This is a genomic window from Martinezella rhizogenes (assembly GCF_000799715.1).
In the GTDB taxonomy this organism is placed as follows: Bacteria; Pseudomonadota; Alphaproteobacteria; order Rhizobiales; family Rhizobiaceae; genus Rhizobium; species Rhizobium rhizogenes_C.
The window spans coordinates 14,200-40,870 of record NZ_JUHG01000016.1 but is presented as its reverse complement, the minus strand read 5'-3'; the positions used below and the strand labels follow the sequence as shown (position 1 = coordinate 40,870).

At 61.4% G+C, this 26,671-nt stretch carries 23 protein-coding genes; 15 read left to right on the top strand and 8 right to left on the bottom strand.

Annotation, left to right across the window (positions count from 1 at the left end):
• Nucleotides 1-202 precede the first annotated feature (202 nt).
• A complete protein-coding gene (locus EX00_RS22415) occupies nt 203-409 on the bottom strand; it encodes a hypothetical protein (protein WP_047463101.1) in 207 nt (68 codons plus the stop codon).
• 523 nt (nt 410-932) lie between these two features.
• Here EX00_RS22415 and EX00_RS31775 point away from each other — a divergent pair.
• The gene (locus EX00_RS31775; RefSeq protein ID WP_202903754.1) at nt 933-1,100 is read left to right on the top strand and encodes a hypothetical protein; all 168 of its coding nucleotides are present in this window, start codon (nt 933-935) and stop codon (nt 1,098-1,100) included.
• A gap of 115 nt (nt 1,101-1,215) precedes the next feature.
• On the opposite strand, the gene EX00_RS22410 is transcribed toward EX00_RS31775, so the two are convergent.
• From EX00_RS22410 to EX00_RS22400, 3 genes are all read right to left on the bottom strand, one after another.
• The gene (locus EX00_RS22410) at nt 1,216-1,764 is read right to left on the bottom strand and encodes a DUF1254 domain-containing protein (protein WP_047463098.1); all 549 of its coding nucleotides are present in this window, start codon (nt 1,762-1,764) and stop codon (nt 1,216-1,218) included.
• Complete coding sequence (locus EX00_RS22405) at nt 1,757-2,344, bottom strand: DUF1214 domain-containing protein (protein ID WP_047463095.1); 588 nt, start codon at nt 2,342-2,344, stop codon at nt 1,757-1,759. Before EX00_RS22405 ends, EX00_RS22410 begins: the two co-directional genes overlap by 8 nt.
• A 140-nt stretch (nt 2,345-2,484) precedes the next feature.
• Nucleotides 2,485-4,680 carry a transglycosylase domain-containing protein gene (locus EX00_RS22400; protein ID WP_047463092.1) on the bottom strand — a complete coding sequence of 732 codons (2,196 nt, stop codon included), beginning with the start codon at nt 4,678-4,680 and terminating at the stop codon, nt 2,485-2,487.
• 166 nt (nt 4,681-4,846) lie between these two features.
• Between EX00_RS22400 and EX00_RS22395 the strand changes: the two genes are divergently transcribed.
• Nucleotides 4,847-5,332, top strand: coding sequence for a YcgN family cysteine cluster protein (locus EX00_RS22395; protein ID WP_047463090.1), 486 nt, complete (start codon nt 4,847-4,849; stop codon nt 5,330-5,332).
• Here the strand turns inward: EX00_RS22395 and EX00_RS22390 are convergent.
• A complete protein-coding gene (locus EX00_RS22390) occupies nt 5,310-5,639 on the bottom strand; it encodes an MmcQ/YjbR family DNA-binding protein (RefSeq protein WP_047463824.1) in 330 nt (109 codons plus the stop codon). The two genes, EX00_RS22395 and EX00_RS22390, sit on opposite strands and share 23 nt — an antisense overlap.
• 160 nt (nt 5,640-5,799) lie before the next feature.
• On the opposite strand from EX00_RS22390, the gene EX00_RS22385 reads away from it, so the two are divergent.
• From EX00_RS22385 to EX00_RS22365, 5 genes are all read left to right on the top strand, one after another.
• Nucleotides 5,800-6,108 (top strand): Dabb family protein, encoded by a 309-nt coding sequence (locus EX00_RS22385; RefSeq protein ID WP_047463087.1) that lies wholly within the window; start codon nt 5,800-5,802, stop codon nt 6,106-6,108.
• Nucleotides 6,109-6,676: 568 nt separating this feature from the next.
• Nucleotides 6,677-6,925: a hypothetical protein gene (locus EX00_RS22380; protein WP_047463086.1), complete on the top strand. Its 249-nt coding sequence runs from the start codon at nt 6,677-6,679 to the stop codon at nt 6,923-6,925.
• A gap of 136 nt (nt 6,926-7,061) precedes the next feature.
• Nucleotides 7,062-7,733, top strand: coding sequence for a response regulator transcription factor (locus tag EX00_RS22375; RefSeq protein ID WP_007693256.1), 672 nt, complete (start codon nt 7,062-7,064; stop codon nt 7,731-7,733).
• Entirely contained in the window at nt 7,723-9,120 is a 1,398-nt protein-coding gene (locus EX00_RS22370; RefSeq protein WP_047463081.1) for an ATP-binding protein, read from the top strand. The genes EX00_RS22375 and EX00_RS22370 overlap by 11 nt, the downstream gene beginning before the upstream one ends.
• A gap of 90 nt (nt 9,121-9,210) precedes the next feature.
• Entirely contained in the window at nt 9,211-9,642 is a 432-nt protein-coding gene (locus EX00_RS22365; protein ID WP_047463080.1) for a membrane protein, read from the top strand.
• Here EX00_RS22365 and EX00_RS22360 read toward each other — a convergent pair.
• Nucleotides 9,639-9,947, bottom strand: a complete 309-nt coding sequence (locus tag EX00_RS22360; protein WP_047463077.1) for a hypothetical protein — start codon at nt 9,945-9,947, stop codon at nt 9,639-9,641. The two genes, EX00_RS22365 and EX00_RS22360, sit on opposite strands and share 4 nt — an antisense overlap.
• A gap of 298 nt (nt 9,948-10,245) precedes the next feature.
• Between EX00_RS22360 and ccmI the strand changes: the two genes are divergently transcribed.
• The 8 genes from ccmI (at nt 10,246) to EX00_RS22320 (ending at nt 21,361) form a co-directional block, all read left to right on the top strand.
• Entirely contained in the window at nt 10,246-11,400 is a 1,155-nt protein-coding gene (gene ccmI / locus EX00_RS22355; protein ID WP_047463074.1) for a c-type cytochrome biogenesis protein CcmI, read from the top strand.
• On the top strand, nt 11,397-11,846 hold the full coding sequence (gene ccmE, locus EX00_RS22350; protein WP_047463072.1) for a cytochrome c maturation protein CcmE: 450 nt from the start codon (nt 11,397-11,399) through the stop codon (nt 11,844-11,846). Before ccmI ends, ccmE begins: the two co-directional genes overlap by 4 nt.
• The gene (locus EX00_RS22345) at nt 11,843-13,834 is read left to right on the top strand and encodes a heme lyase CcmF/NrfE family subunit (protein WP_047463069.1); all 1,992 of its coding nucleotides are present in this window, start codon (nt 11,843-11,845) and stop codon (nt 13,832-13,834) included. The genes ccmE and EX00_RS22345 overlap by 4 nt, the downstream gene beginning before the upstream one ends.
• Nucleotides 13,831-14,286 carry a cytochrome c-type biogenesis protein gene (locus EX00_RS22340; protein ID WP_047463065.1) on the top strand — a complete coding sequence of 152 codons (456 nt, stop codon included), beginning with the start codon at nt 13,831-13,833 and terminating at the stop codon, nt 14,284-14,286. Before EX00_RS22345 ends, EX00_RS22340 begins: the two co-directional genes overlap by 4 nt.
• A gap of 174 nt (nt 14,287-14,460) precedes the next feature.
• On the top strand, nt 14,461-16,020 hold the full coding sequence (locus EX00_RS22335; RefSeq protein WP_047463062.1) for a Do family serine endopeptidase: 1,560 nt from the start codon (nt 14,461-14,463) through the stop codon (nt 16,018-16,020).
• Between the two features lie 104 nt (nt 16,021-16,124).
• Nucleotides 16,125-16,883: a response regulator transcription factor gene (locus EX00_RS22330; RefSeq protein WP_047463822.1), complete on the top strand. Its 759-nt coding sequence runs from the start codon at nt 16,125-16,127 to the stop codon at nt 16,881-16,883.
• Nucleotides 16,880-18,295, top strand: a complete 1,416-nt coding sequence (locus EX00_RS22325) for a sensor histidine kinase (protein WP_047463059.1) — start codon at nt 16,880-16,882, stop codon at nt 18,293-18,295. Before EX00_RS22330 ends, EX00_RS22325 begins: the two co-directional genes overlap by 4 nt.
• A 105-nt stretch (nt 18,296-18,400) precedes the next feature.
• Nucleotides 18,401-21,361: a bifunctional [glutamine synthetase] adenylyltransferase/[glutamine synthetase]-adenylyl-L-tyrosine phosphorylase gene (locus EX00_RS22320; RefSeq protein WP_047463056.1), complete on the top strand. Its 2,961-nt coding sequence runs from the start codon at nt 18,401-18,403 to the stop codon at nt 21,359-21,361.
• Between the two features lies 1 nt (nt 21,362).
• Here the strand turns inward: EX00_RS22320 and EX00_RS22315 are convergent, their stop codons facing one another.
• The gene (locus EX00_RS22315) at nt 21,363-23,678 is read right to left on the bottom strand and encodes a PAS domain-containing sensor histidine kinase (RefSeq protein ID WP_047463053.1); all 2,316 of its coding nucleotides are present in this window, start codon (nt 23,676-23,678) and stop codon (nt 21,363-21,365) included.
• A gap of 229 nt (nt 23,679-23,907) precedes the next feature.
• Nucleotides 23,908-26,556 (bottom strand): aminopeptidase N, encoded by a 2,649-nt coding sequence (gene pepN, locus EX00_RS22310; protein ID WP_047463051.1) that lies wholly within the window; start codon nt 26,554-26,556, stop codon nt 23,908-23,910.
• Nucleotides 26,557-26,671: the final 115 nt, after the last annotated feature.

Sequence of the window (26,671 nt, the reverse complement as noted above, 5' to 3'; positions counted from 1 at the left end):
TAAAAATTGCGCGTTAAGCTTGCGTTGGGTTTTTCGCGGCATTCGCATCGGATCGGCTGTGTTTGATGGTTCTCGGCCCGCATGGAGGCCGTTCCAGCGCGACGCGCTGGCTGTCAAACTCAACTTATGAGAGCTTTGGCGGCATGAACCAGCCAATCGCGCGAAGGTGTGGCTGGAAGCTTGGATATCAACGGCGTTCGGCTTAGAGCCCTTTATGCTCCCGCAGTGCTACCAGCAGCTTCTCGGAGGTATCGTAACCGGATTGAAACAGGCTGATCGCCGCCGTCGCCGCGAACTGGGCTTCAGTGCTTTTGATGTCGATCCGCTTCTCCTGGCACCATTTATCGAGTGCGCCCCGCAGGACGGTGACGTCCTCGGGAGAGAAGAAGGAATTGGCCGCCACTGACATTGCCCGCCCTCTGTTTCACCCGTCACAATACGTTAATTTGCCGTTACCTCAAATAATATTTGCGTGACACTTTTCTGCAACGCGTAGCGTCGCGACGCTATTCGCGGGCAGAGGGATTCGTTCCTATAAGAGTATGATTTTGTGGAATTTTATGGGAGAAACGATTCTCGATTTTTTTACATCGCATATGAAACCATATCTGGCCTCTCCGCGTTTATTGCTCAGGAGGCCGCGAAAGCTCATGGCAAGGCGCGGCGATGATTAGCATTCTGTTAACTACAGTATGTCTGAATTCGGGTGAAAACAGCGATTTGCAGAATTTAGTCGCAGGATAGTTCGCATGGAAGCCACAGTTGGGCGTCCATGTCGCGGTGTTCAGGGAATACCGTGAGAAGGCGTGAATGCCCTTTGTCGGAGCCGCGGGGAGCGGCAAAGTCCAGAGGGCACGCTGGTCCGCCTCGATGGCGGACAGGGTGAAATCAGTCGCAAATTCATCCGTCTCAGGTTGTGGATGGAGACGAGAATGGCAAAGATCATATCCCTTTCGGACCGACGATCGCGGTTGCCGCGGCGCGCCCAAAAGGAGCCGGTTGAGGCGAGGATCCTTCTGTTCACCGGCGTGCGCTACGAGCGCCTCGACGTCAGCTCCCACCGTCCCGGCACGGGACCGAAGCGGGCGAAGGGCAAGTAGTTCGATCATAGGCCGGCGCATTTCGCCGGCATTCAGCCGCCGAGGCGGCTTTCAGCTTCGCGGTTCAAGCCACGATATGCTTCCTTCCGGTCAGTTTCGGCTTTTCAGCTCAATCTCACTGTCCATCAAACACGTCGCATCCGGCTTCCGACAGGAAATTCCGGGCGGCATCGTCAAAACTTGCCTCAGGTGCCATGGTGCGCAGCACGACATAACCCTCAGCACGCGGCACTTCGACCAGGATCGATTGCGCAAGCGACGACGGCAGCGCCTTGCGGATGCCCGTGAGCTGGATAGGCGAGGCAAGCAACAGGTCCAGCGCGCCGCCAACGGAGGTTCGGTCGCTCATGCTGAACACCTCGTTGGACGCGGCGTCATAGACGGACAGCGACCAGAACGGCACATTGCCCTTGGCAGTCAGCCGGATTGGCTGGGATTCGATATCGAAGGCGCAGACCGCGCTGCGGATATAGGGGTCGCTGTTGGAAAGCCCCGCATCGTCATCCTTGTTGTCCAGCATATAGAAATGGTTTTCATCGCCTTCGTCCTCGACGCGGGTATAGGCGTCGCGATCGGAAAAATGCGGCAGGGACAGAATAATGATGAGGTGCAGCAGGGCTGCGCCAAGCACTCCGGTCAGGATGGCGAAGACGGTCTTAAACATGGCCGCACCCGATTTTCTCGAGTTTCGGCATGGATAGATCGATCAGACCGGAATTGCCGGCGGCCGGTGTATCCAGTAGCGTCCACACCAGCCGGAAGTTGCCAGTGGAGGGTAGGGCCAGCCAGTTGCCGGCTTGTGCGTCCGGTGAAACGGTGATGCTGAAGCTTGAATCGGGACTACGCAGCACCACCCAGGAATTGATCGCCGAGGGCCGGCCAGGGGCGGGCTCGAGCGGCTCGCCGTCATTGCCGGCGATGAACAACGTCCACAGCCGTGCCGGGGGAGTCTGGCCGCTGATGCGATAGCGGCATGCCGCTGTCAGCCGAGCGCCGCCATCGTCATCGGATGCGATGAACGACAATCCCTCCGCGGTGCCGTAGAGCAACCGACCGGCGCGGGCGCGATGCGATTTCGCATAGGGGTCCGCATCGCCCGTGTGCATATCCGGAAAAGCCTGCCAGGCACCAAGCTTGATCGCGCCGAAGCCGGACGTCGCATCCAGCGCAAAAAGCGTGAACAGGATTCCGCCGCCAAAGGCGAGCATCAGCGAAACCGCAACAAGAAGGGGAACCCGGAACACCCTAAGATCGTCCTCATGACCAATCAGGTGGCGATTTATCCCTGATTCTGACGGCAGGGGAAAGGGTTAGTGGGGCGATTGCCGAACTTGCGCATCAAAATCCGTATTATAACGCGCTGCATTATGGAGGCGGCCTGGCTTTATTCCGCCGTCGCCACTTTCTGCGTCGCGAGTGGCGCCGCCGCCTTCAGCTTCTCGCCGAGGTCGCGCAGGATCTTGGTGGAATCCACTGATAGCGTGCGTGGACGAATAAGCGGCGGCAAGGTGTTTTCGGTTCCATCGGCGGGTTTCTTGCTGGCCACCGGCTGCGGCTTTTGCACAGGGAAGGGGTTGTCTATGCCGGGGATGGGCTTCAGCACGATGCCCTGGTGGGCATAGTCCATAATCTTCTTGAAGGTCATGGCCGGCAGCGTGCCGCCCGTCATGTTGTTGGTGGAGGTGTAGTCGTCGTTGCCGAACCAGACGGCGCAGGTGTAATTGCCGGTGAAGCCGATGAACCAGGCGTCGCGATAGGCTTGCGTCGTGCCGGTCTTGCCGCCAACGAGGATGCCGCGATCGAGCGCCGCCCTGCGGCCCGTGCCGATCTGCGGGATCTGGATCAGCATCTGGTTCATGTAGGAATTGGCTTTTTCGGTGAGGACGCGCTTTGCCGGCACCTCGTCATGACTGAAGTCGTAGAGCACCTTGCCGTCATAGCCGACGATCTGCCCGATGCCGTGGCGACGGGACTGCATGCCGTCGGACGGAAAGACGGCATAGGCCGTCGCCTGGTCGAGCACGGTCACTTCGGATGTCCCGATCGGAATGGTCTTGTCGTTGCGGATCGGCGTTTCCACGCCCATGGCCTTGGCCATGTCGCGGATCGGCTGGATGCCGAATTTCTCCTTGGCGAGACGCACCGGAATGGTGTTGATCGACTGCGCGATTGCGGTCGCCAGCGTCACCTTGCCTGAATAGCGGTTTTCGTAATTGTGCGGGCTCCAGTTGCCCCAGGTGATCGGCGCGTCGACGACGGTGGAGGTCGGGGTCAGCCCCCGCTCCATGGCAACGGAATAGGTGTAGATCTTGAAGGACGAGCCTGGCTGACGCAGCGCCCTTGTGGCGCGGTTGAACTGGCTCTCGCCGTAATCCCGGCCGCCGACCATGGCGCGGACCGCGCCGCCATTTTCGATGACGACCGTGGCGCCCTGCTTGGCATGATAGCGTTCGCCATATTCCATCAGGCTGGATTCGACCGAATCTTCCGCCGCCTTCTGCAGCCCCATGTCGATGGTGGTGCGTACGATCAGCGACCGCTCGGGGAAGCGGGCGGCGAGGCGCTGCACTTCGTCAAAGGCCCAGTCGAGGAAGAAATCGGGGGATTCGATCTGGGCGCGGTCGACCACGGAAGCGGGATTGCGCCGCGCGGCAATCACCTGCCCCTCGGTCATCAACCCGCTTTGCACAAGATTGCTCAGAACATCGTTGGCGCGGGCGCGGGCCGCCGGCAGGTTGACATGCGGCGCGTATTTCGCCGGCGCCTTGAACAGGCCGGCCAGCATAGCCGCCTCGGCCAGATTGACGTCGGTAATGCTCTTGCCGAAATAGAACTGCGCCGCAGCGGCAGCGCCAAACGTGCCGCCACCCATATAGGTGCGGTCGAGATAGAGGCTCAGAATTTCCTTCTTAGAGAGATTAGCCTCCAGCCAGATCGCGAGGAAAGCTTCCTTGACCTTGCGGTCGATCGAGCGCTCGTTGCTGAGAAAGATGTTCTTGGCAAGTTGTTGCGTCAGCGTCGAGCCACCCTGAACGACGCCGCCGGCCTGGGCGTTCACCGATAACGCCCGGAACAGGCCGATGACGTCGATGCCGAAATGGTCGAAGAAGCGTCGATCCTCGGTCGCCAGCACCGCCTTGACGAAATAGTCCGGCAACTGGTCCACCGGTACGGAATTCTCATGGATGATGCCGCGATGGCCTATAATATTGCCGTAACGGTCCAGGAAGGTGACGGCGAAATTGCCGCGATTGCGCCAGTCGCCTTGCGTCGCCTCGAAAGCCGGCATGGCGAGCATCATCAGCACCACGGACCCGGCGGTGCCAAGGGTCAATCCTTCGCCGAGCAGTTCGAACAGGATGCGCTTCCAGCCGCGAGCTCGGAAACGACGAAAGAAAATGGTAATGTCTTCCCAGAGTTCGCCAAGGCGAAAACCAGCGTTCCACAAAGAGGAGTCGATCCAGGAATCGATGCGCAGGAGAATATGCCGCTTGCGGCGCGGCCGCTTCTCCGCCTGGGCCTCCAGTTGCGCATTGGGCTTGGTCTCTGGCCCGTTTTCTGGGTTGGATGGGTCTGCCACGCTTTACTTCCCGCCCGCAATGCCTCGATTGCGTATTCCCTTGGGACACGCAAAGCCTATCCTGTCATAGACTGGCACATTGAATAATTGGTTGATTTAGGGAAAAGAACAAGAGACATGCATGCCGCAGCCCGCATTTCCCTTGCGAGCCGCAAGGATGACCTACATGGATGAGAGACCTTTCTGGAAGAGCAAGCTGCTGACGGAGATGAGCACACCCGAATGGGAGAGCCTCTGCGACGGCTGCGGTCTCTGTTGTCTCAACAAGCTGGAGGATTGGGATAGCGGCGACGTCTATTTCACGTCGGTCCGCTGCAAGCTGATGGATGGCGAAAGCTGTCGATGCACCAGCTATCCGAACCGTTGGGATTTCGTGCCCGACTGCGTACAGCTCACGCCCGAAAAAGTTCCGGATCTGCCGTGGCTGCCACCCACCTGCGCCTATCGTCTCGTCGACGAAGGCCGGGATCTCTACTGGTGGCATCCGCTGGTATCCGGCGATCCGGAAACGGTTCATATTGCCGGCGTTTCCGCACGGGGCCGCACCATCAGCGAGAACGAAGTCGCTGTCGACGATTTCGAGGATTATGTCGTCGATTGGCCGCTCACGGTGGAAGACGAGATGCAGCCTAATCCTCCGGCAAAACGATAGATTTTGGTGCGACGTTGCGCCATGCCTGCCGAACCAGCGCGCGTATCGTGCTCTCATCCGCGGTTAAATGGAAAAGCCGCGTCCAGCCTTTCGTTCCCCAGCCACCCGGCACGGCAAGGACATGGTCCGGCGCGGTTGCAAGAGCCATCTGCTGCTGGCCGGGAGTAAGCTTGATGACACAAAAATCCGAGTTGGGAAGCGCGAGGTAAATCTTGCCTCGAACGCGAAAATCCCGATTGCCGAAATGTGAACTTGCCATCGCTTCCGGCAGATCGAGGGCAAAGACAATGAGCTCGTCATCGGTCATGATGCGGAAGGATAGCACGTTGGAGCTTTGCAGGGGAGGCTGCCGTTTCTCCGGGCACGCTGCGACGAAACGACAGCCTGCTCAAGCTCGACCGTCGTTGAATTGACCTGCCACGCATGATATCGCGCGGTGCCTTCGCCAATGCACAGGGAGCCTCCGCGTGATCCGTCATATCGTTTTCTTCACCGTTCCTGATCGCGCCAATCTGGAGGCTGTGCGCTCCGGGCTGTCGATCCTGACGGCTATTCCGCATGCGCGGGTGCTGGAAATCGGGACGAATGTGAAGACCGATCAGCTCGGCACTGATGTCGATATCATCGTCTATGGCGAATTCGACGATGAAGCGGCGCTGGCCGCCTATAAGGCGCATCCGAACTATCAGCTTTCGATCGAGCGGGTCCGCCCGCTGCGCGAAATGCGGATCGCGGCGGACTATGACAGCACGGCGGCGGTACGCGAGCCGGTTTAACGGTTGGCGAAAGCACTATAGTGTAGTCAATCCGGATAGTTGGGTGTGGGAGCGGAATCAGTTTCGCCATGACTGGATTCATCGTGCGAAGATCCTGACTCAACTTCTCTCGCCGACGACTCAACTCGCGAAAACGTGTCGGCAAGCGATTCAAAAGACTCAAGGAAATTACGCGTCTTACGTGCGTAAAACGCTTTAAGGCCAGTTGCATCGGCCTCGTGATGCGTCACCTGTCATGGTGCGCCTATCAGGTAATGATAATCAAGAAAGATTAAAAATGCCTGACGTCTATGGCGCGTCAGGCTTGGTTCCGGCACTCGGGAGGGGGTAATTGGCGCGGCTCGTCAGCCGTTTCCGGATGCGGCCGGGGTCTTGGCCGCTTCAGCGGGTCGCTCGTCGCCGGGTTGGAGATAAGGATTACGATAAGTATAATTAACGCAAGGACTTAAAAGAGGCAAAACTTCGGCCGCACGTTTTGCGCGTGGAAAATTACCACCCATTCATTTGCCATTCAGACGCGTTTGGGTACATATTCGCTCAAGTTAATGTCCCCGTGGGAAGTCTGAGTATGGCATCATTCATAAGCATAGCAGCAGCGGCCGCGCTCATGGCCGGCTCGACTGTTCTGCCGACGCCGACGCCGACCCTGGTGGCGCGTGCAAACAGCGACTGCAGCGAGGCCGCGGCAGAAGTTGTCGCCAAGACCGGAGGGCAGCTCCTCTCCGCGCAGCCGTCGGGCGATAGTTGCGTTGTCACCGTCCTCGTTCAGGGCAACGGTCAGCGGCCACGCAAAGTGACCATGAAGGTGCCGATGTAGGTGGAAACACTGTCACGCCGACACGCAAGGAACACTCTAACGCTTTGAATCTCACGCAAAATCTTATGGCTAAGTGGATTCCACTCGAACCTGATTTGCAGTACTGTTTCTCGAACCGGGGAAATTGGGTCGGAATATGCGCATTCTCATTGTCGAAGACGACATCAACCTGAACCGACAGCTCGCCGATGCCTTGAAAGAGGCGGGTTATGTGGTCGATACCGCCTTCGACGGCGAGGAAGGGCATTTCCTCGGCGACACCGAACCCTATGACGCGATCATCCTCGATATCGGCCTGCCGGAAATGGACGGGATCACCGTGCTCGAGAAATGGCGTGGTGCGGGCCGGGGAACGCCGGTGCTGATCCTGACGGCGCGCGACCGCTGGAGCGACAAGGTCGCCGGCATCGACGCCGGTGCTGACGACTATGTCGCCAAGCCGTTTCACGTCGAAGAAGTGCTGGCGCGCATCCGGGCGCTGATCCGCCGTGCCGCCGGTCACTCCTCGTCCGAAATCATCTGCGGCCCGGTGCGCCTCGACACCAAGAGCTCGAAGGCGAGCGTTGACGGCAAGCCGTTGAAGCTCACCTCGCATGAATATCGCCTGCTCGCCTATCTCATGCATCACAAGGGTGAAGTCGTCTCGCGCACCGAGCTGGTCGAACATATGTACGATCAGGATTTCGACCGCGATTCCAATACGATCGAGGTTTTCGTTGGCCGTCTGCGCAAGAAGATGGGCGTCGACCTGATCGAGACCGTCCGTGGTCTCGGCTATCGCATCCAAGCTCCGACCAATGCGAATTAAGTCACTCACCGCTCGCGTCCTGCTGTTGACCACACTCTGGTCCGCCGTGGCGCTGGTGGTGATCGGGCTTGTCATCTCGAACATCTATCGCAAGAGCGCCGAGCGCGGCTTTCAGGATCTTCTGAGAGCGCAGCTCTATAACGTCATCAACTCCGTGACGATCGGTGATCAGGGCGCGCTGTCGGGCAGCCCGCAGCTCGGCGACCTGCGTTTCGCCCAGCCAAAGACCGGCTGGTACTGGATGGTGGAGCCGCTCGGCACCTATACGGCGACACCGCTGGTTTCGCCCTCGCTCGGCGCCTCGACCTTGCCCGTTCTCTCGGTGCTGGAAGCGCCCTTCGACAAGAATTACGAGCGCTATTACATCGTGACCGACGCCTCCGGAAACCGCGTGCAGGTGGCCGAGACCGAGGTCGTGCTCGATACCGACGGCCGCGCCGCGCGCTTCCGCGTTACCGGCAATGTCGCCGTGGTGGAAGACGATGTCCGCAATTTCTCCCATAGCCTCTATTTCGCACTCGTCGGCTTCGGTGTCGGTAGTTTGATCGTCAACGCGCTCGCTATTCTCTACGGCCTGAAGCCCCTCGATAAGGCGCGTGCGGCTCTAGAGCGCATCCGCGACGGCGCGAGCGAGCGGCTACAGGGGGATTTCCCGCGCGAGATCCTGCCGCTCGCCAACGAGGTCAACGCGCTGATCGAGAGCAACCGCCGCATCGTTGAGCGGGCGCGCATGCAGGTCGGCAATCTCGCCCATTCGCTGAAGACGCCGATTGCGGTCCTGCTTAACGAATCCCGCGTGCTGGAACGCTCGCATGGCGACCTCGTCAAGAGCCAGGCCGAGGCCATGCAGGGACAGGTGCAGTCCTATCTCAACCGCGCCCGCATCGCGGCGCAGCGCGAATCCGTGCTGGCCCGTACCGAGGCGGAGCCGGCGCTGGAGCGTCTGGTGCGCGTCATGCGGCGGCTTAATGCCGACAAGGAATTCGAGCTCTCCGTTTCGCCGAACCTGGCGCTCGCCATGGAGCAGCAGGATCTGGAGGAAACCGTCGGCAATCTCCTGGAAAATGCCGCCCGTTTTGCCGAGCATAAGGTGCGCGTGGCCGCCAACGAGGCGCCGGCCGAGGTCAAGGGCATCGATCCGGCCAGGCGCCATTGGGTGGAACTGGTGGTCGAGGATGATGGCCCCGGTCTGGAGCCGGATCAGATCCGTGAGGCGATGAAGCGTGGTCGCCGGCTTGATGAGAGCAAGCCGGGTACAGGCCTCGGACTTTCGATTGTCAGCGAGATCATCAGCGAATATCAGGGGCGGCTTGAGCTGTCTCGCGGTCCCTGGGGCGGCCTTCGCGCCAGTCTAATTCTGCCGGGAGTAACGAAGGATGTTGCTTGATGCGCGGCATGATGCCAAAAAGATGTGCCGTGTCATGATGATGCCGCATTGCAGTACCGCTGGTTTGCTCGTTGATATTGGTTCGGTTGTATGAAGCTTCGCACCTTTTTTCTGATCGTTCCGTCCTTTCTTGCCATGATCGGTCTTTCCGCTTGCTCGACACCGAGCGGTAAAATTCCCGGCGTCAGTTTCCTGTCCACCGCCAAGCCGCCGGCCTCGACGCCGTACATTGCTGCTTTGGAGGGCGGTATCGTCGGTCGCACCGGCATCAAGCTCAGCGACAATGACCAGCGGCGGGCACTGGAAGCGGAGTATCGGGCGCTGGAAACCGCGCCGCTTGGTATGCCCGTCGTCTGGACGAGCAAGAATATCAGTGGCGAAGTCGTGGCCGCTGCCCCTTATCAGGTCGGCTCGCAGAACTGCCGCCAATACAGGCACACGGTCACCGTCGACGACAAGCCGACCCAGGCAAGGGGCGCCGCCTGCCGCAATGACGACGGCACCTGGTCGCCGTTGAACTAGGCCGTTTCAGCGTCGGCATCGTGCGAGAACCGCTTCCCGGTGGCTCGAAAATGGACGGCCATGGTTTTGTCATCGGCGTCGTAGAGGTACATGGTCACAGGGCTGCGTTGCTGGTTGGCCCATTTGATGGCTTCCCGCACAGATAAGTTGTCTCGACTGTCGTAGTCGATCACCAATGATGGCGAAGTCTCGTCTGCTTGATCTGCGTCGGGACAACTGTTGTCGTGTTCCACGCCTTCGATAATCACATTGACGCACTGCCAACGATATGGGCGGTTTCGTCGATCAATGATGTTCCAGATCATGAGATTTGCCCGTCGCTTCGCGCTAGCAGGCTGATTTAAGGTTGAAATTAGCCGATATGACCTCACCGACTTCGAATGGCACGCGATAGAGCCACCCACGCCAGTAAACCACAAGGTGTTCCTTGCGTCCATGACCGTTGATGAACACGACGCTATGACCAAGCTCAGTCGAATCCGCCTCAAGCTGCACGATTATCTAAGATTCCGCACGTCTGAAAAGCGCGGCCAAACGCCTCAAATCTTCGTCAACTGGGCTTTGACGGTTGGAATAAGCGCCCGGTTAAAGTATTGGGCGTCTATGCTGTTCTGGATTCTCGTGGCCGTTCTGACGGCCGTTGTCGGCGCCGTCCTGCTCTATCCTCTTTTGCGCGGAGCAAATGTGGCGGATGACGGCCGTGCCGGGGAGGTTGCGGTCTACCGCGATCAGCTTCGCGAGCTGGACCGCGATCTTGCGGGCGGCCTGATTTCGGCCGAAGAGGCCGGTTATGCCCGCGCCGAAATCGGCCGGCGCCTGCTTGCCGTTTCGAGTATGGCGTCGAACAGCGCAAAAGAGGCGACGCGGGGCCACTATCGGTTCTCGCAGGCCTTCATCATCCTCATCCTGCCGGCCATCGGCCTCTGTCTTTATCTCATGAAAGGCGCTCCCGGCCTGCCGTCGCAGCCGCTGGAAGCGCGCCTTGAGCAACCCGGCAATGATCTCGCCATCTCGATCGTCAAGGTCGAACAGCATCTGGCGCGGAACCCTGATGACGGCAAGGGCTGGGAGGTGCTGGCGCCGATCTATTTGAAGACTAACCGTGTTGTCGACGCGGAGCTCGCCTACCGCAATGTCATTCGCCTGCTCGGCCCCAGCGCCGAGCGGTTCGGCAGCCTGGGCGAGGTGCTGATCATGAAGGCCGGCGGCATCGTCACGGCGGAGGCGCGCAGCACACTACAGCAGTCGCTTGCGCTCGATGCCAACAATCCCCGCGCGCTGTTCTATCTCGCGTTGGCGCTGGAGCAGGATGGCAAGACGGCGGAAGCCAGAACCGCCTTCGTGGCATTGGCAGAGCAGTCGCCGCCCGAGGCGCCCTGGATGGCTGCGGTCAACGATCATATCGCCAAGAACAGCGGCACAGCCGAGGATATGGCCACGGCAGGGTCGGCTGGCGCGAAGGCACCGGGGAACCCGACACCCGAGCAGGTGGAGGCCATGAGTTCCTTGAACAGCGGCGATCGTCAGCGGATGATCCGCGGCATGGTGGAGAGCATGGACGCCAAGCTCAGGGAAGATCCGAACAATTTCGAGGGCTGGATGCGGTTGATCCGCTCCTATGCCGTGCTGAACGACAGGGATCGTGCCGTCGATGCGCTGAAGCGCGGCCTTGCCGCGTTTCCCGCCGATGGCGGCGAGGGGCAGCAGCTTCTGGCGCTGGCGAAGGAACTGGGTCTGCCAGTGGAGGTGACGCAATGACCCGCAAGCAGAAACGCCTCGCCGTCATCGCCGGCGGCATGGGCTTCATCGCCACCGCCGTTCTGCTCGTCCTCTTCGCCTTCAGCCAGTCGGTTGCCTATTTCTACATGCCCGGCGATCTCGCCAAGAACCCCATCGGTGCCGGCACCTTGATCCGCCTCGGCGGCCTGGTCGGGGAGGGCAGCGTCGTGCGCGGCGAGGGCACGCAGGTCCAGTTCTCCGTCACCGATGGTTCCGATGCGATCAAGGTTCGGTATAACGGCATCCTGCCTGATCTTTTCCGCGAGGGGCAGGGGGTCGTGACCGAAGGCAAATTCGAGCCGGGCAGCGACGTCTTTGTTGCCGACAGCGTGCTGGCAAAGCATGATGAGCGCTACATGCCGAAGCAGGTTGCCGACAGGCTGAAGGCCGACGGCGTCTGGAAGGGCGAGGAAGCAAGCCAATGATCATCGAGCTTGGACATTACGCGCTGGTGCTGGCGCTCGCGACCGCGATCATCGTCTCAATCATCCCGGTGATCGGTGCGCGGCGGGGCGAATTGTCGATGATGGATATCGCCCCGGTCGGCGCCGTCGTCACCTTCGCGCTCGTCGCTTTTTCCTTCGGCGCGCTGACCTATGCTTACGTCGTCTCCGACTTTTCGGTGCTGAATGTCTGGGAGAACTCGCATTCGCTGATGCCGCTGATCTTCAAGATCTCCGGCGTCTGGGGCAATCACGAGGGATCGATGATGCTCTGGCTGCTGATCCTGGCGCTGTTCAGCGCGCTGGTTGCGCTGTTCGGGCGTAATCTGCCGGATACGCTGCGCGCCAATGTGCTTGCCGTGCAGTCCTGGATATCGGCGGCCTTCCTGGTCTTCATCCTTTTGACCTCCAATCCCTTCATCCGCCTCAACCCGGCCCCGGCCGAGGGCAAGGATCTCAATCCGGTGCTGCAGGATATCGGTCTGGCGATCCATCCGCCGCTGCTCTATCTCGGCTATGTCGGCTTCTCCGTCTGTTTCTCCTTCGCGGTGGCAGCTCTTCTTGAAGGTCGTATCGATGCCGCCTGGGCGCGCTGGGTCCGGCCATGGACGCTCGCCGCCTGGACCTTCCTGACGCTCGGCATCGCCATGGGCTCCTACTGGGCCTATTACGAGCTCGGCTGGGGCGGCTGGTGGTTCTGGGATCCGGTGGAGAATGCCTCCTTCATGCCCTGGCTCGCCGGCACGGCGCTTTTGCACTCCGCACTCGTCATGGAAAAGCGCGACGCGCTGAAGATCTGGACGGTTCTGCTGGCGATCCTGACGTTCTCGCTATCGCTGCTCGGCACCTTCCTGGTGCGCTCCGGCGTGCTGACCTCCGTGCATTCCTTCGCCAGCGACCCGACGCGCGGTATCTTCATTCTCTGCATCCTGCTGATCTTCATCGGCGGCGCGCTGTCGCTCTTCGCCTTCCGCGCTCCGAAGCTTTCCGCCGGCGGCCTGTTCGCGCCGATTTCGCGCGAGGGCGCACTGGTGCTGAACAACCTCATTCTGACGGTCGCCTGCGGCACGGTGCTGACCGGCACGCTCTATCCGTTGGCGCTGGAAACCTTGACCGGCGACAAGATTTCCGTCGGCCCGCCCTTCTTCAACATGACCTTCGGCCTGTTGATGATGCCGATCCTGATTGCGGTTCCTTTCGGGCCGTTGCTGGCCTGGAAGCGCGGCGACCTGCTCGGCGTGCTGCAGCGGCTCTATGTCGCCGCCGGCCTTGCCCTGATTGCCGGTCTCGTCCTGTTCTATGTCCGCCATGGCGGGCCTGTGCTTGCCGTTCTCGGCCTTGCCGCCGGCTTCTTTCTGGTTTTCGGCGCGGTGACCGATCTCTGGTATCGCGCTGGCGTCGGCAAGGTTAAAGGCAATGTCGCCTGGCGGCGGCTGAGCGGCCTGCCGCGCTCCGCCTTCGGAACGGCGCTTGCCCATGCCGGGCTCGGCGTCACCGTGCTCGGCATCGTTGCGGTCACCACGTTCGAGACCGAGAATATCACCACGATGAAGCCGGGCGGTACGGCCGAGCTCGGCGGCTATACGTTACGCTTCGAGGATACGCAGCCGGGTGTCGGCCCCAACTTCACCGAGGATCGCGCCCACTTCACCGTCAGCCGCGGCGGCGTCGCCATCGCGCAGGTTTCATCCTCCAAGCGCGTCTTCACCGCCAGCCGCACAGCGACGACGGAGGCCGGCATTCTGAGCCTCGGCTTGAGCCAGCTTTACGTCTCGCTCGGCGACGCCACTAACGACGGCGGCATGGTCGTCCGCATCTGGTGGAAGCCTTTCATCCTCTGCATCTGGGGCGGTGCCGTGATCATGGCGCTGGGCGGCTTTATCTCGCTCAGCGACCGCCGCCTGCGCGTCGGCGCGCCGAGCCGCAAGGCGAAGCCGGTACCCAGTCCAGCGATGGAGCCGGCGGAATGATCCGGCGGTTGCTCCTGGCCCTTGCACTCCTGCTCGCGGCCGCTCCCGCCTTCGCCGTCAATCCGGACGAGGTGTTACCCGATCCGGCGCTGGAAGCCCGGGCGCGCACGATCTCGGCCGAGCTGCGCTGCATGGTCTGCCAGAACCAGTCGATCGACGATTCCAACGCCGATCTCGCCCGCGACCTGCGGCTTCTGGTTCGCAAGCGCCTTGCCGATGGCGACAGCGACAAGCAGGTGCTCGACTATATCGTCTCCCGCTATGGCGAGTTCGTGCTGTTGAAGCCGCGCTTTACGGAAAAGACCTTGCTGCTTTGGGGAGCGCCGGTGACGCTCTTTGTTTTCGGCGGGCTTGCTCTCGTCGTTTACGCGAGACGTCGCGCCGGAAAGCCGACGGGCACACGGCTGACGCCGGAGGAAGAGGCGCGCCTCAGCGAGATCCTCGACAAGTGACGTTACACGGCACGTTGTTTTATTCCTGTCGACAATATTTCGTTACATTACCAAGTTTTCATGGGTCGGACAGTTCGCTGTAAGGTCTGAAGCCCTATATCATTTTCATGAGCCTTCATCACCGGTTCCGCCGGTGGAAGAAAAACGGACGAGAGAAGAAAAGGTAACTCGCATATGTTCAGGAATATCAAGGACACTTTGTCCCGTAGCACCGCTATGAAAGCTTCTGTCGTCGCCGGTCTCGCTGTTGCCGCCCTTGCTACCGGTGTCCCGGCTGAAGTCAGCCGTTCCTACGCCGATGCCGTCAATGTTCAGGCTCCGCAGGTTCCGAGCTTCGCCAATGTCGTCGACGCGGTCTCTCCGGCCGTGGTTTCGGTTCGCGTCGAATCCCGCATCAATCCGGTCGCCGATGAGGACGATTCCTTCGGTCTCGGCCGCGGTTTCGATGAATTGCCGGACGATCACCCGTTGAAGAAGTTCTTCAAGCAGTTCGAGCAGCAGCAGGGTCGCAATCAGCAGCAAGGCCAAAACCAGCAGAAGAACCCGCAGGACGGCAAGGGGCATCTGCGCCCCGTCGCCCAGGGATCTGGCTTCTTCGTCTCGGAAGACGGCTATATCGTCACCAACAACCACGTCGTTTCCGATGGTGCTGCCTTTGTTGTCATTCTCAACGATGGCACCGAGTTCGACGCCAAGCTGGTCGGCAAGGATTCGCGCACCGACCTCGCTGTGCTGAAGGTCGACGGCAAGGGCAAGAAGTTCACCTACGTCAACTGGGCTGATGACCAGAAGGTTCGTGTCGGCGACTGGGTCGTCGCCGTCGGCAACCCCTTCGGCCTTGGCGGTACGGTGACAGCAGGTATCGTCTCGGCCCGCGGCCGCGACATTCATTCCGGTCCCTATGACGATTACATCCAGATCGATGCACCCGTGAACAAGGGCAATTCCGGTGGCCCGACCTTCAACCTCAACGGTCAGGTCGTCGGCATCAATACCGCGATCTTCTCGCAGTCGGGCGGCAGCGTCGGCATCGCATTCGCCATCCCCGCCACCACGGCCAAGGACGTCGTGGCCGACCTGATCAAGAGCGGCAGCGTGTCACGCGGCTGGCTCGGCGTTCAGATCCAGCCGGTCACCAAGGACATCGCTGAATCGCTCGGCCTGTCCGAGCCGAGCGGTGCGCTGGTCGTCTCCCCGCAGGACGGTTCTCCCGGACAGAAGGCCGGCATCAAGAACGGCGATGTCGTAACCGCCGTCAATGGCGAGCCTGTCAAGGACCCGCGCGATCTCGCCCGTCGTATCGGCGCGATGCAGCCGGGCGCCAAGGTCGATGTCTCGCTGTGGCGTGGCGGCAAGTCCCAGTTGGTCACCGTCGAACTCGGTACGTTGCCGGCCGAACAGAGCCAGGCTTCGAACGACGACAATTCACAGCCGTCCCAGCCGCAGCAGCCGTCTTCCGAAAAGGCGCTTGCCGATCTCGGCCTCACCGTCGGCCCATCTGACGACGGCAAGGGTGTCGCGATCACCGGTGTTGATCCGGACTCCGATGCCGCCGACAAGGGCGTGAAGGAAGGCGAGAAGATCACCTCGGTTAACAACCAGGAGATCTCCAGCGCCGGCGATATCGCCAAGGTGATCGACCAGGCGAAGAAGGACGGCCGCACCCGCGCGCTGTTCCAGATTCAGTCTGGCGACGGCAGCCGCTTCGTTGCCTTGCCGATCAACGCAGGCTGACTTTCAGCCGATTGAATGAATTGGGAGCCGCGCTGGCCACGGCTGGCGCGGCTCCACTGTTTCCGAGTGCCTTCATCGATCAACGTTTTCAGGGCAGGTACAAGATGACAACCTCTGGCCAACATGCTGTGGACTCCTCCGATTCCGGTTGTGCTAAAGCACTGCCGGCGGATAATGTTGCCCACATGAAGATTTTGATTATCGAAGACGATCTGGAAGCGGCCGCTTATCTCACCAAGGCGTTTCGCGAGGCCGGCATTGTCGCCGACCATGCGAGCGACGGCGAGAGCGGTCTCTTCATGGGCACGGAAAATGCCTACGACGTCGCCATCATCGACCGCATGCTGCCGCGTCGCGATGGCCTTTCCGTCATCAGCGAGTTGCGCCGCAAGGGCGTGCATACGCCGGTTCTCATTCTTTCCGCCCTCGGCCAGGTCGATGATCGCGTCACCGGCCTTCGCGCCGGCGGCGACGACTATCTGCCGAAGCCCTATGCCTTCAGTGAATTGCTCGCCCGCGTTGAAGTCCTCGGCCGCCGCAAGGGGACGCCGGATCAGGACGTGCTCTACCGCGTTGGCGATCTGGAGCTCGACCGGCTGTCGCATGAGGTCCGTCGTGGCGGCAAGGATATACCCTTGCAGCCGCGCGAGTTCCGCCTGCTCGAATATCTGATGAAGAATGCCGGCCAGGTGGTGACGCGCACCATGCTGCTCGAAAATGTCTGGGATTATCATTTCGATCCGCAGACGAACGTTATCGACGTCCACGTCTCGCGCCTGCGCTCGAAGATCGAGAAAGACTTCAGCCAGCCGTTGCTGAAGACCATCCGTGGCGCCGGCTACATGATCAAGGACGACGGATGAGCCGCTTTCGCGTCCTCTTCAAGTCCACCGCAGTTCGCCTTTCCGCCCTTTATATCCTTCTCTTTGCGCTCTGCGCCGCCACGCTCGTCTTCTACGTCACGGCCATGTCCGAGCGGTTGCTGACCGGGCAGATCCGCGATGCCGTGCAGCAGGAGGTCAGCCAGGTCAAGCGTGCCTACGATGTCGGCGGCCTGAACCTGCTGCTGCGCACGATGGAACGCCGGGCCCGCCAGCCAGGCGCCAACCTCTATGTCATCGCCAGCCCCACCGGCGATATCCTCGCCGGCAACGTCGCTTCGGTGCAGCCCGGCGTTCTCGGCCAGGCCGGCTGGACGGAGCTGCCTTTCGTCTATGAGCGCTACACGGATTCCGGCGTCGACCCCGAGCGCCGGCATCTGGCGATCGCCAATATTTTCCTCCTCGACAATGGCCTGCGCATTCTGATCGGCCGCGACCTCGGCGAGCCGGAGCGTTTTCGCGTGCTGGTGCGTCAGGCGCTGATGCTGGCGCTGGCGATCATGGGTCTCGGCGCGCTGGTCATCTGGTTCGGCATTGGCCGTAACGCGCTGAAGCGCATCGACCGCATGACCGACGCCAGCCGCAAGATCATGGCCGGCGATCTGTCGCAGCGCCTGCCGGTCGGAGGCTCCGGCGATGAATTCGACCGCATGTCGACATCGCTGAATGCCATGCTGGAGCGCATCGAGAAACTGAACGAAGGTCTGCGACAGGTCTCCGACAACATCGCCCACGACCTGAAGACGCCGCTGACGCGGCTGCGCAACAAGGCGGCGGATGCGCTCGACCACGCCGACAGCGATGGCCGTCGCGTGGCGCTGGAAGGCATTATCGGCGAGTCCGACCAGCTGATCCGCACCTTCAACGCCCTGCTGATGATTTCCCGCGTCGAGGCCGGTTCCGTTGCCGCGGAGATGACCGGCGTCGATCTCTCCTCCATCGTCGCCGATACCGCCGAGCTCTATGAGCCGGTTGCCGAAGAGGCGGGTCTCGTTCTGACCGCCGAAATCGAGCCCGATGTCGAGGTGCAGGGCAATCGCGAGCTGATCGGCCAGGCGATCTTCAATCTCATCGACAATGCCGTCAAATACGCCTCCGGCTGCCCCGGCAAGCAGGCGGTGGTGCTGAAGCTGTCGCGGACGCCGGACGCCGTCAATCTTGCTGTTGCGGATCATGGCCCGGGCATTCCCGCCCACCAGCGGACCGAGGTGCTCAAGCGCTTCTTCCGTCTGGACGAAAGCCGCTCCAAGCCTGGCACGGGCCTGGGCCTTTCCCTGGTGGAGGCGGTGATGGAGTTGCATGGCGGTCAGCTGGAGCTTTCCGATACCGACCCGGCCAGCCCCGATGCCCGTGGTCTCACCGTGACCATGATCTTCCCCACGCAGAAACAATAGGTTAATCCTGCTGCATCGGATTGCTCGGGACTGGATGCCGATCAAGGTGATTGCTGCGTCTTTGCATGTCCAATCGGACGTGCGCCGCGGTAGGGAGGAAACTGGATGTCGATGATGGAAAGCGATCTGCTGCGGGATGTTCCGCCGGGGCGACTTCGCCCGCTCAACCAGACGGAACTGAAAGCGGCGCTTGCCGACCTCAAGGATATTGCCAAATCGGAGCCGGCAATTGCTGCTTTTCTCGATGGCGACAGCTCCTTGCGCGACTTTATTGCCGCTGCGCTGACGCTCTCGCCCTATCTCCGGGAAATCGCCAATCTCGATCCGGCACTGCTCGTCGCGGCCGTCAGCAAACCTCTGTCGCCGCAGATCGAGGCTTTGGTGGCCGAGGCTCGCCGTGCCTGGCTGCCGGGCGAGGGTGATACATCGTCTCCCTCCGAATCCGAGGTGATGAGCCGCCTGCGCATCGCCAAGCGCCGCGCCGCCTTCCTCATCGCGCTCGCCGATCTCGCTCGAATTTTCGACGGAAGGATAACGACGCGCTGGCTGAGCGCGCTCGCCGAAGCCTCGATTTCGGCGGCGATCGATCATCTGCTGCTGTCGTCGCATGAGGCCGGCAAGATCACGATTCGCGATCCCTCCGCGCCGAGCAATGGCTCCGGCCTGATCGTGCTCGGCATGGGCAAGCTCGGCGCCGGAGAGCTGAACTATTCCTCCGATGTCGACCTGGTCGTCTTCTTCGATGAGATGGCCGGTATCGTCCCCAATCCCGATGATGCCATCGATATCTTCCCGCGATTGATGCGTCGGCTGGTGCGTATCCTTCAGGAGCGCACTGCCGACGGTTACGTCTTCCGCACCGATCTGCGCCTGCGCCCCGATCCCGGCTCGACGCCGCTTGCCATCCCCGTCGACGCGGCAATGATCTATTACGAGGGCAGGGGACAGAATTGGGAGCGCGCCGCCTTCATCAAGGCGCGCGCCGTCGGCGGCGATATTGCCGCCGGTCAGGCCTTCATCCGTGATCTCGTGCCTTTTGTCTTCCGCAAATATCTCGACTATGCGGCGATTTCCGATATCCATTCGATCAAGCGGCAGATCCATGTGCACAAGGGCCATGGCGCAATCGCGGTCAAGGGCCACAACGTCAAGCTCGGTCGCGGCGGCATTCGCGAAATCGAGTTCTTCGTCCAGACGCAGCAACTGATCGCCGGCGGCCGCATGCCGGAGCTGCGCTCCCGCGCCACCGAGGAAACGCTGGCGGAGCTGACCAAAGCGAAATGGATCGACGCGGAAACGCGAGACGAGCTGACGGAAGCCTATTGGTTCCTGCGCGATGTCGAACACCGCATCCAGATGGTGCGCGACGAGCAGACGCATCTGCTGCCTGAAACGGATGCCGAGCTGAAGCGGGTCGCCTTCCTGATGGGCTTCACCGATATCTCCGGCTTTTCCGAGGCGCTGGTCGCCAGGCTGAAGACGGTGGAGCGGCGCTATGCGCGTCTGTTCGAACAGGAGACGAAGCTTTCGAGCGGGACCGGCAATCTGGTCTTCACCGGCCAGGGCGACGATCCCGACACGCTGGAGACGCTGCGTCGCCTTGGCTTCGAACGGCCATCCGACATTTCCCGCGTCATCCGCACCTGGCACTATGGCCGCTACCGCGCGACGCAGTCGGTCGAGGCGCGCGAGCGGCTGACGGAACTGACCCCGGAGCTGCTGCGGGTCTTCGGCGAAAGCAAGCGGGCGGACGAGGCGCTGTTGCGCTTCGACAGCTTCATCTCCGGCCTGCCTGCCGGCATCCAGCTTTTCTCGCTGCTGAGCACAAACCCGGCGCTGCTCTCCCTCATCGTCAACATCATGTCCTCGGCGCCACGGCTTGCCGAGATCATAGCCGCCAAGCCGCATGTCTTTGACGGCATGCTTGACCCGCGCCTGATGGCGGAGTTGCCGACGCGCGACTATCTGGCCGAGCGCATCACCAGTTTTCTGGCCTCGGCGCGGCACTATGAGGAGGTGCTGGACCGGCTGCGCATTTTCGCCTCGGAGCAGCGCTTCCTGATCGGCATCCGCCTGCTGACGGGCACGATCGGCGGCGCCATGGCGGCCCGCGCCTTCACCTATCTTGCCGATCTCATCGTGGAGGCGGCATTGAATGCGGTGATGAAGGAAATCAGGGTGGCGCATGGCGACTATCCCGGCGGCCACGTCGCAATCATGGGTATGGGCAAGCTCGGCAGCTTCGAACTGACAGCCGGATCGGACATCGATATCATCCTGCTTTACGATTACGACGACACGGCTGGCGAATCCTCCGGTCCAAAACCGCTCGACGCCACCCGTTATTTCACTCGCATCACTCAACGGCTGATCGCGGCTCTGTCGGCGCCGACGGCCGAAGGGGTGCTCTATGAGGTCGACATGCGCCTACGCCCGTCGGGCAACAAGGGACCGGTCGCAACTCGCATCAACTCCTTCGAGAAATACCAGCGCGAGGAAGCCTGGACTTGGGAGCATATGGCGCTGTCCCGCGCCCGCCTGATCTGCGGCGATGAGGACCTTGTCCTCATCGCCGAGCGGATCATCGGCGAGGTGCTCTCGGCAAAGCGCGATATCCCGAAGATCGCCAGGGATGTCGCCGAGATGCGCGGCCTAATCGAGCAGGAAAAGCCGCCGGTGAGCATCTGGGACCTGAAGCTGATCCCCGGCGGGCTGATCGATATCGAATTCATCGCTCAATATCTGAGGTTGATCGCGCCTGCGCACGGTGTCGGCATCGATGCCAATGGTCTGAGCACCGGCGAGGCGCTGAAGTTGCTCGGCGGCAGCCTGATGGACCGCAACGATCTCGATCTTTGCCTGGAGGCGTTGCATCTCTACACCGAGCTGTCGCAACTGATCCGGCTCTGCGTCGATGGCCCGTTCGATCCGGGCAAGGTGCCTTCGGGATTGGTCGAGCTGGTCTGCCGTGCGGGCGATTGCCCGGATATCCGCACGCTGGAGGCGGAGCTTAAACGGCTGTCGAAAGCGGTGCGGAAAGTCTTTCAGTCGGTCGTGAAGGTCTGATTCAGCCCTGATCGGGGATGCGGATGGCGATGACGGTACCGATGCCCTCGCGCGAGCGGATGCGCATGCGGCCGTGATGCAAAACGGTCAGTGACCGGGAGATGGCAAGCCCGAGGCCTGAGCCGCCCTTGCTCTTGGCATATTGGTTTTGCACCTGCTCGAAGGGCTGGCCGATCTTGCTGAGTGCCGATCTGGGAATGCCGATGCCGGTATCGGCGATGGTCAGCACCACGGCGCCCTCGACCCTGCGGGTGCGCACCGCGACGCGGCCGCCGTCATTGGTGAACTTCACGGCATTGGAAAGAAGATTGAGCAGGATCTGCTTCATGGCGCGGCGGTCAGCCGTCAGCTTGAGGCCGGAACAAATGCGTTGTTCGACGAGGATATTCTTGTAGGCGGCCGGGATGGAGGTGAAGCGCAGGCATTCCTCGATCAGCGGCGCGAGATCCATCTTCTCGCAGGAGAGCTTGATATGTCCCGCCTCGATCTTCGACATGTCGAGAATGTCGTTGATGACGTTCAGCAGATGCTTGCCGCTGTCGTGGATATCCTTGGCATATTCATTGTATCTCGACGAACCGAGCGGACCGAACATCTGGTCCTGCAGGATTTCGGAGAAGCCGAGGATGGCGTTGAGCGGCGTGCGCAGCTCATGCGACATGTTGGCGAGGAATTCCGATTTGGCCTTGTTGGCGGCTTCGGCGCGTTCCTTCTCCGCGAGATAATTGGTGTTGGCGGTCGAAAGCTCCGCCTTCTGCCGCTCAAGGATCTGCCGGGAGGCGGAGAGATCGTTGATCGTCGCCATCAGCCGGCGCTCGGACTCACGCAGGCGTTCCTGGTGACGTTTCAGCTGGGTAATGTCAGTGCCGACGGAGACGAGGCCGCCGTCGCGGGTCCGGCGTTCGTTGATCTGCAGCCAGCGCTCGTCGGCAAGCTGCACTTCGGTCGTCTGCGAGTGGTTGGAGCGGCCTGGATCGACGATGCGCCGCTCGATGATCGGGCGTGCCGCGGCGGCGTTGACCACGGCGCGTTCCGTGCCCGGCACCAGCACGCCGTTCGGAAGGCCGTAAGCCTGCTGGAAATGGTCGTTGCACATCACCAGCCGGTCGTTCTTGTCCCAGAGCACGAAGGCTTCCGAGGTACATTCGATCGCGTCCGCCAGACGCTGGTCGGCCTCGGCATAGCGCTGCGCCAGCCGGTGCTGCTCTGTGACATCCATGGCGATGCCGATCATGTGGACGCGGCCGGAATTGGTGCGGATGACCTGGGCGCGGGCGCGCATCCAGACATAATGCCCCTTGGCATGGCGGATGCGCAGGATCTGGTCGACCTGGCCGGCGCTGCCGCGGGTGATCGAGCGCGCCAGCGTATGCAGGCTGTTGTCGTCGGGGTGCATCAGCCGCTCCGCATCGGCAAATGACATCGGCCGGTCGGCGGCCGGCAGACCAAGCATGTCGTACATCGACCGCGACCAGAAGAATTCGCGGCTGGAAAAATCGAAATCCCAGAGGCCGCAGCGGCCGCGCGACAGCGCGGTTTCGACGCGCAGGTTGGATTCGAGGAAGATCTCGTCGGCGTCGCGCGTCCGTTTCACCTGGGTGTAATAGGCATAGAGGATGACGAGCAGGATGGAAGAAATGCCGGCAAACAGCGTGACGTTGAGTGTCAGTTCATCGCGCCAGAGCTTGTCGATCTGCTCCATCGAGGCGGCCGAGAGAACGAAATCGCCCTTGTCGCCGATCAGCGAGATCGCCGCATAGTAGGGCGCCCCGTCGATCATCGTCTCGATCACGCCGGCATGGTCGCCGAAGCTGCGGATGGCCGAGACCTCGGGGAAGAAATCGGAGATCGTCAGGCCGATATAGTTGGAACCAGCGGCCGATGAACCGAAGACGCGGCCGCTTGCCTGAACCAGAAGCACGAAGGCGCCGGTATCGAGCCGGTCCTGCGGCAGGTAGGTCGAAAGCTTCCTTTCCGCTCCATCGCGATCGCCGGCCCGAAACAGGCTGGCATCGTTGGAAAAGGCGGCCGCGGCGGCGGCAATGGAAAGCGACGTCGCCTGGCGGGCCGAGGCTGCCATGCGTCCGTGTTCGGTTATCATGCTGAAGAAATGCGAGGCGGCAACGACCATCAAAAAGGAGACGATGAGGACGGGAATGACCCGCTTCAGGATATGTTCCGTTTGCGGAAAGCGGCGCGAAATGGTCTCCGCCCGCACTCCTGCTCGATCGCCAACACCGCTATGCCAGGATTTCAGACCGTCGAAATTAACACGCAGCCGTCCATCGGCCGCGGTTGCCCGCCGCACGTCCACCATCGCTCTAGCCTTGTCCCTCGTGTGATTCGCTGCGCCGCTCGCCCGAATCTGCCTTAATGAATCACTCGTGATTCGCCTTGTCCAGAGGGTCTGGTAAAACTTTGTTAACCATAAGTGATTTCAGCGCTTTTTGTACCCGCAAGGGTAGGGCTTGGGCACCCGAGACTCGTCCTGGCTGAAAAAGCGGGTGCAAATCACCCGCCTCGATCACCGGATGGCAAGCGGAAAATCAGTCCTTGAGGATGCGATCCACAATATCGCGAACGTCGGTCGAAAGGCCCCCGGCGCGTTCGATCTGCATCAAAGCGGAGCGAGCATGGTCGGCGCGGACTGGTTCCAGCGAGCGCCAGGAGCGCATCGAGGTCAGAATCCGGGCGGCAAGCTGCGGGTTACGCTGGTCGATATCGAGGATTTCCTGTGCGAGGAAGCGATAGCCGGCACCGTCAGCCCGGCCGAAGCCGGTCGGATTGGCGAAGGCGAAGGTGCCGACGAGGGCGCGCATGCGGTTCGGATTGGTATGCTTGAAGAGCGGTGTCTCCATGAGGCGCTGAATGCGATCGAGCGTCGCAGCACCCGGAATAGCCGCCTGGATGGCGAGCCATTTATCGACGACCAGCGCGTTTTCGGTGAAGCGGTCGTGGAAGTCCTCAAGGGCCGCCTTGGCCTCCGCCGTGTCGGGAAAACGGTGGGCAAGGATCGTCAGCGCGGCGCTGAGATCGGTCATGTTGTTGGCGGCGTCGTAAGCCGCCTTGGCGCGGACAGGGCTATCGTTCGACTGCGAGAGATAGGTAAGGGCAGCATTACGCAACGCCCTCCGTCCGGCGCTGGCCGCATCCGGGCTGAAGGGGCCGGGTGTCTGCATGCTGTCGTAGAGGGACGCGAAAATGTCCTTCCCGGCCTCGGCGATCTGCTTGAGGATCGCCTGGCGGCCGGTGTGGATTGCATCGGGATCGTTGTCGCCGCCGAGTTCGCGGCCAATGTCGGCCTCGCTCGGCAAGGCCAGCGCCTGGGCACGGAAAGCGGGCTCCAGGCTCTCGTCGCTTGCCGCTGCCAGAAGCGCATCGATGAAGGCGGCATCGCAGGTGACCGGAATGCCTTGGCGAGCGTCGCGGGCGGCCTGCAGCAGGTTCGGCAGGCCAAGGTCGATCAGCGCCTGCCAACGGGCGAAATGATCGGTCTCGTAACGGGCGATCAGCGCCAGATCCCTGGCGCTCTGGCTGAATTGCAGATTGATCGGCGTCGAGAAGCTGCGATTGAGCGACAGCACCGGCCGCGATGGGATACCGTGAAAGACGACCGTCTGCGTCCGCGCCGTCAGATGCAGAACGTCGCCGGTCAGCTCCGCACCGGTCACAGATGTCGGCGTCAGCAACGTGCCATCCTCGGCAATCAAGGCCATACGCAGCGGAATATGCAGCGGCTCCTTGGTCGTCTGGCCCGGAGTGGCCGGCTGCATCTGTTCGAGCGACAGCGTAAAAGTCTTCGCGGCGGCATCATAGGCGCCGGAAGCGGTGACGAGCGGCGTGCCGGCCTGGTGATACCAGAGCGAGAACTGCGTGAGGTCGCGGCCGCTGACATCCTCGAAGCATTTGACGAAGTCTTCGATCGTCACGGCCTGGCCGTCGTGGCGGTCGAAATAAAGGTCCATGCCTGTCTTGAACAGATCGCGGCCGAGCAGGGTGGCGATCATGCTGGTGACTTCGCTGCCCTTCTCATAGACCGTCGTCGTGTAGAAATTGTTGATCTCGCGATAGGTCGTCGGGCGCACCGGATGGGCGAGCGGACCGCCATCCTCCGGAAACTGCTCCGACTTCAGATGACGGACTTCGGCGATGCGCGTGACCGGACGCGAGCGCTGGTCGGCGGAGAATTCGTGGTCGCGATAGACCGTCAGGCCTTCCTTGAGGCAGAGCTGGAACCAGTCCCGGCAGGTGATGCGGTTGCCGGTCCAGTTGTGGAAGTATTCGTGCGCGATGATCCGTTCGATATTGGCATAGTCGGCATCGGTGGCGATATCCGGATCGGCAAGGACGTATTTGTCGTTGAAGACGTTGAGGCCCTTGTTCTCCATCGCTCCCATGTTGAAATCGGAGACGGCGACGATCATGAAGATGTCGAGATCGTATTCGCGGCCGAACCGCTCCTCATCCCATGTCATCGAGCGCTTCAGCGCGTCCATGGCATAGGTCGCGCGCGGCTCCTTGCCGTGTTCGACATAGATCTTCAGCGCGACTTCGCGGCCCGATGCGGTGACGAACGTATCCTCGACTACGCCGAGATCGCCGGCGACCAGCGCAAAGAGATAGCTCGGCTTCGGATGCGGATCGAACCAGGCGGCGAAATGCTTGCCTTCGCCATAGCCGGCACCGCCAAGGAAATTGCCGTTCGACAGCAGCAGCGGATTGGCGGCCTTGTCGGCGATGATGTTGACCGTATAGGGCGCAAGTACGTCGGGGCGATCGGGGAAATAAGTGATGCGGCGGAAGCCCTCGGCCTCGCATTGGGTGCAATAGACGCCGCCGGTGCGATAGAGCCCCATGAGCTGCGTATTGGCTTCGGGATTGATGACCGTCGTGATCGTCAGTTCGAAAGGCGCGCTTTCCGGCAGGTCCTTGACCGTCAGGCTGTCGGGCGTTGCCGTATAGTGTTCGGCCGGAAGTTCGGCCTGGTCGAGCAGCAGCCCCGAAAGGACCAGCTCGTCGCCGTCTAGTATCAGCGGTGCCTTGGGATCGATGCCCTCGCGACGGTGAAAGATCAGCCGGGCTTCGACCTTGGTCTCCGTCGGGTGCAGATCGAAGGTAAGGTCCACGCGTTCCAGTACGAAGTCGGTGGGACGATAGTCTGCCAGATGAACGATCTGGCCGGTGTCTGTTCGCATGGTCTATCCTGATCGGGCTGATAACTGCGGCGGGCGTTGATCCGGAGCAACGCTCCGAAGGAAAATCCGCCGCATCATTACATCGAAATCTGAACCAAAGTTAAAGTCATATCAT

Bases quoted from the DNA above. Each gene is read 5' to 3' on its own strand.
- EX00_RS22395 (WP_047463090.1), top strand. From the start codon at position 4,847: ATGGATGAGAGACCTTTCTGGAAGAGCAAGCTGCTGACGGAGATGAGC.
- EX00_RS22360 (WP_047463077.1), bottom strand. From the start codon at position 9,947: ATGATCTGGAACATCATTGATCGACGAAACCGCCCATATCGTTGGCAG.
- EX00_RS22345 (WP_047463069.1), top strand. From the start codon at position 11,843: ATGATCATCGAGCTTGGACATTACGCGCTGGTGCTGGCGCTCGCGACC.
- EX00_RS22370 (WP_047463081.1), top strand. From the start codon at position 7,723: ATGCGAATTAAGTCACTCACCGCTCGCGTCCTGCTGTTGACCACACTC.
- EX00_RS22375 (WP_007693256.1), top strand. From the start codon at position 7,062: ATGCGCATTCTCATTGTCGAAGACGACATCAACCTGAACCGACAGCTC.
- EX00_RS31775 (WP_202903754.1), top strand. From the start codon at position 933: ATGGCAAAGATCATATCCCTTTCGGACCGACGATCGCGGTTGCCGCGG.
- EX00_RS22325 (WP_047463059.1), top strand. From the start codon at position 16,880: ATGAGCCGCTTTCGCGTCCTCTTCAAGTCCACCGCAGTTCGCCTTTCC.
- EX00_RS22315 (WP_047463053.1), bottom strand. From the start codon at position 23,678: ATGGTGGACGTGCGGCGGGCAACCGCGGCCGATGGACGGCTGCGTGTT.
- EX00_RS22335 (WP_047463062.1), top strand. From the start codon at position 14,461: ATGTTCAGGAATATCAAGGACACTTTGTCCCGTAGCACCGCTATGAAA.
- EX00_RS22365 (WP_047463080.1), top strand. From the start codon at position 9,211: ATGAAGCTTCGCACCTTTTTTCTGATCGTTCCGTCCTTTCTTGCCATG.
- ccmE (WP_047463072.1), top strand. From the start codon at position 11,397: ATGACCCGCAAGCAGAAACGCCTCGCCGTCATCGCCGGCGGCATGGGC.
- EX00_RS22410 (WP_047463098.1), bottom strand. From the start codon at position 1,764: ATGTTTAAGACCGTCTTCGCCATCCTGACCGGAGTGCTTGGCGCAGCC.
- EX00_RS22415 (WP_047463101.1), bottom strand. From the start codon at position 409: ATGTCAGTGGCGGCCAATTCCTTCTTCTCTCCCGAGGACGTCACCGTC.
- EX00_RS22330 (WP_047463822.1), top strand. From the start codon at position 16,125: ATGACAACCTCTGGCCAACATGCTGTGGACTCCTCCGATTCCGGTTGT.
- EX00_RS22390 (WP_047463824.1), bottom strand. From the start codon at position 5,639: ATGACCGATGACGAGCTCATTGTCTTTGCCCTCGATCTGCCGGAAGCG.
- pepN (WP_047463051.1), bottom strand. From the start codon at position 26,556: ATGCGAACAGACACCGGCCAGATCGTTCATCTGGCAGACTATCGTCCC.
- ccmI (WP_047463074.1), top strand. From the start codon at position 10,246: ATGCTGTTCTGGATTCTCGTGGCCGTTCTGACGGCCGTTGTCGGCGCC.
- EX00_RS22380 (WP_047463086.1), top strand. From the start codon at position 6,677: ATGGCATCATTCATAAGCATAGCAGCAGCGGCCGCGCTCATGGCCGGC.
- EX00_RS22320 (WP_047463056.1), top strand. From the start codon at position 18,401: ATGTCGATGATGGAAAGCGATCTGCTGCGGGATGTTCCGCCGGGGCGA.
- EX00_RS22340 (WP_047463065.1), top strand. From the start codon at position 13,831: ATGATCCGGCGGTTGCTCCTGGCCCTTGCACTCCTGCTCGCGGCCGCT.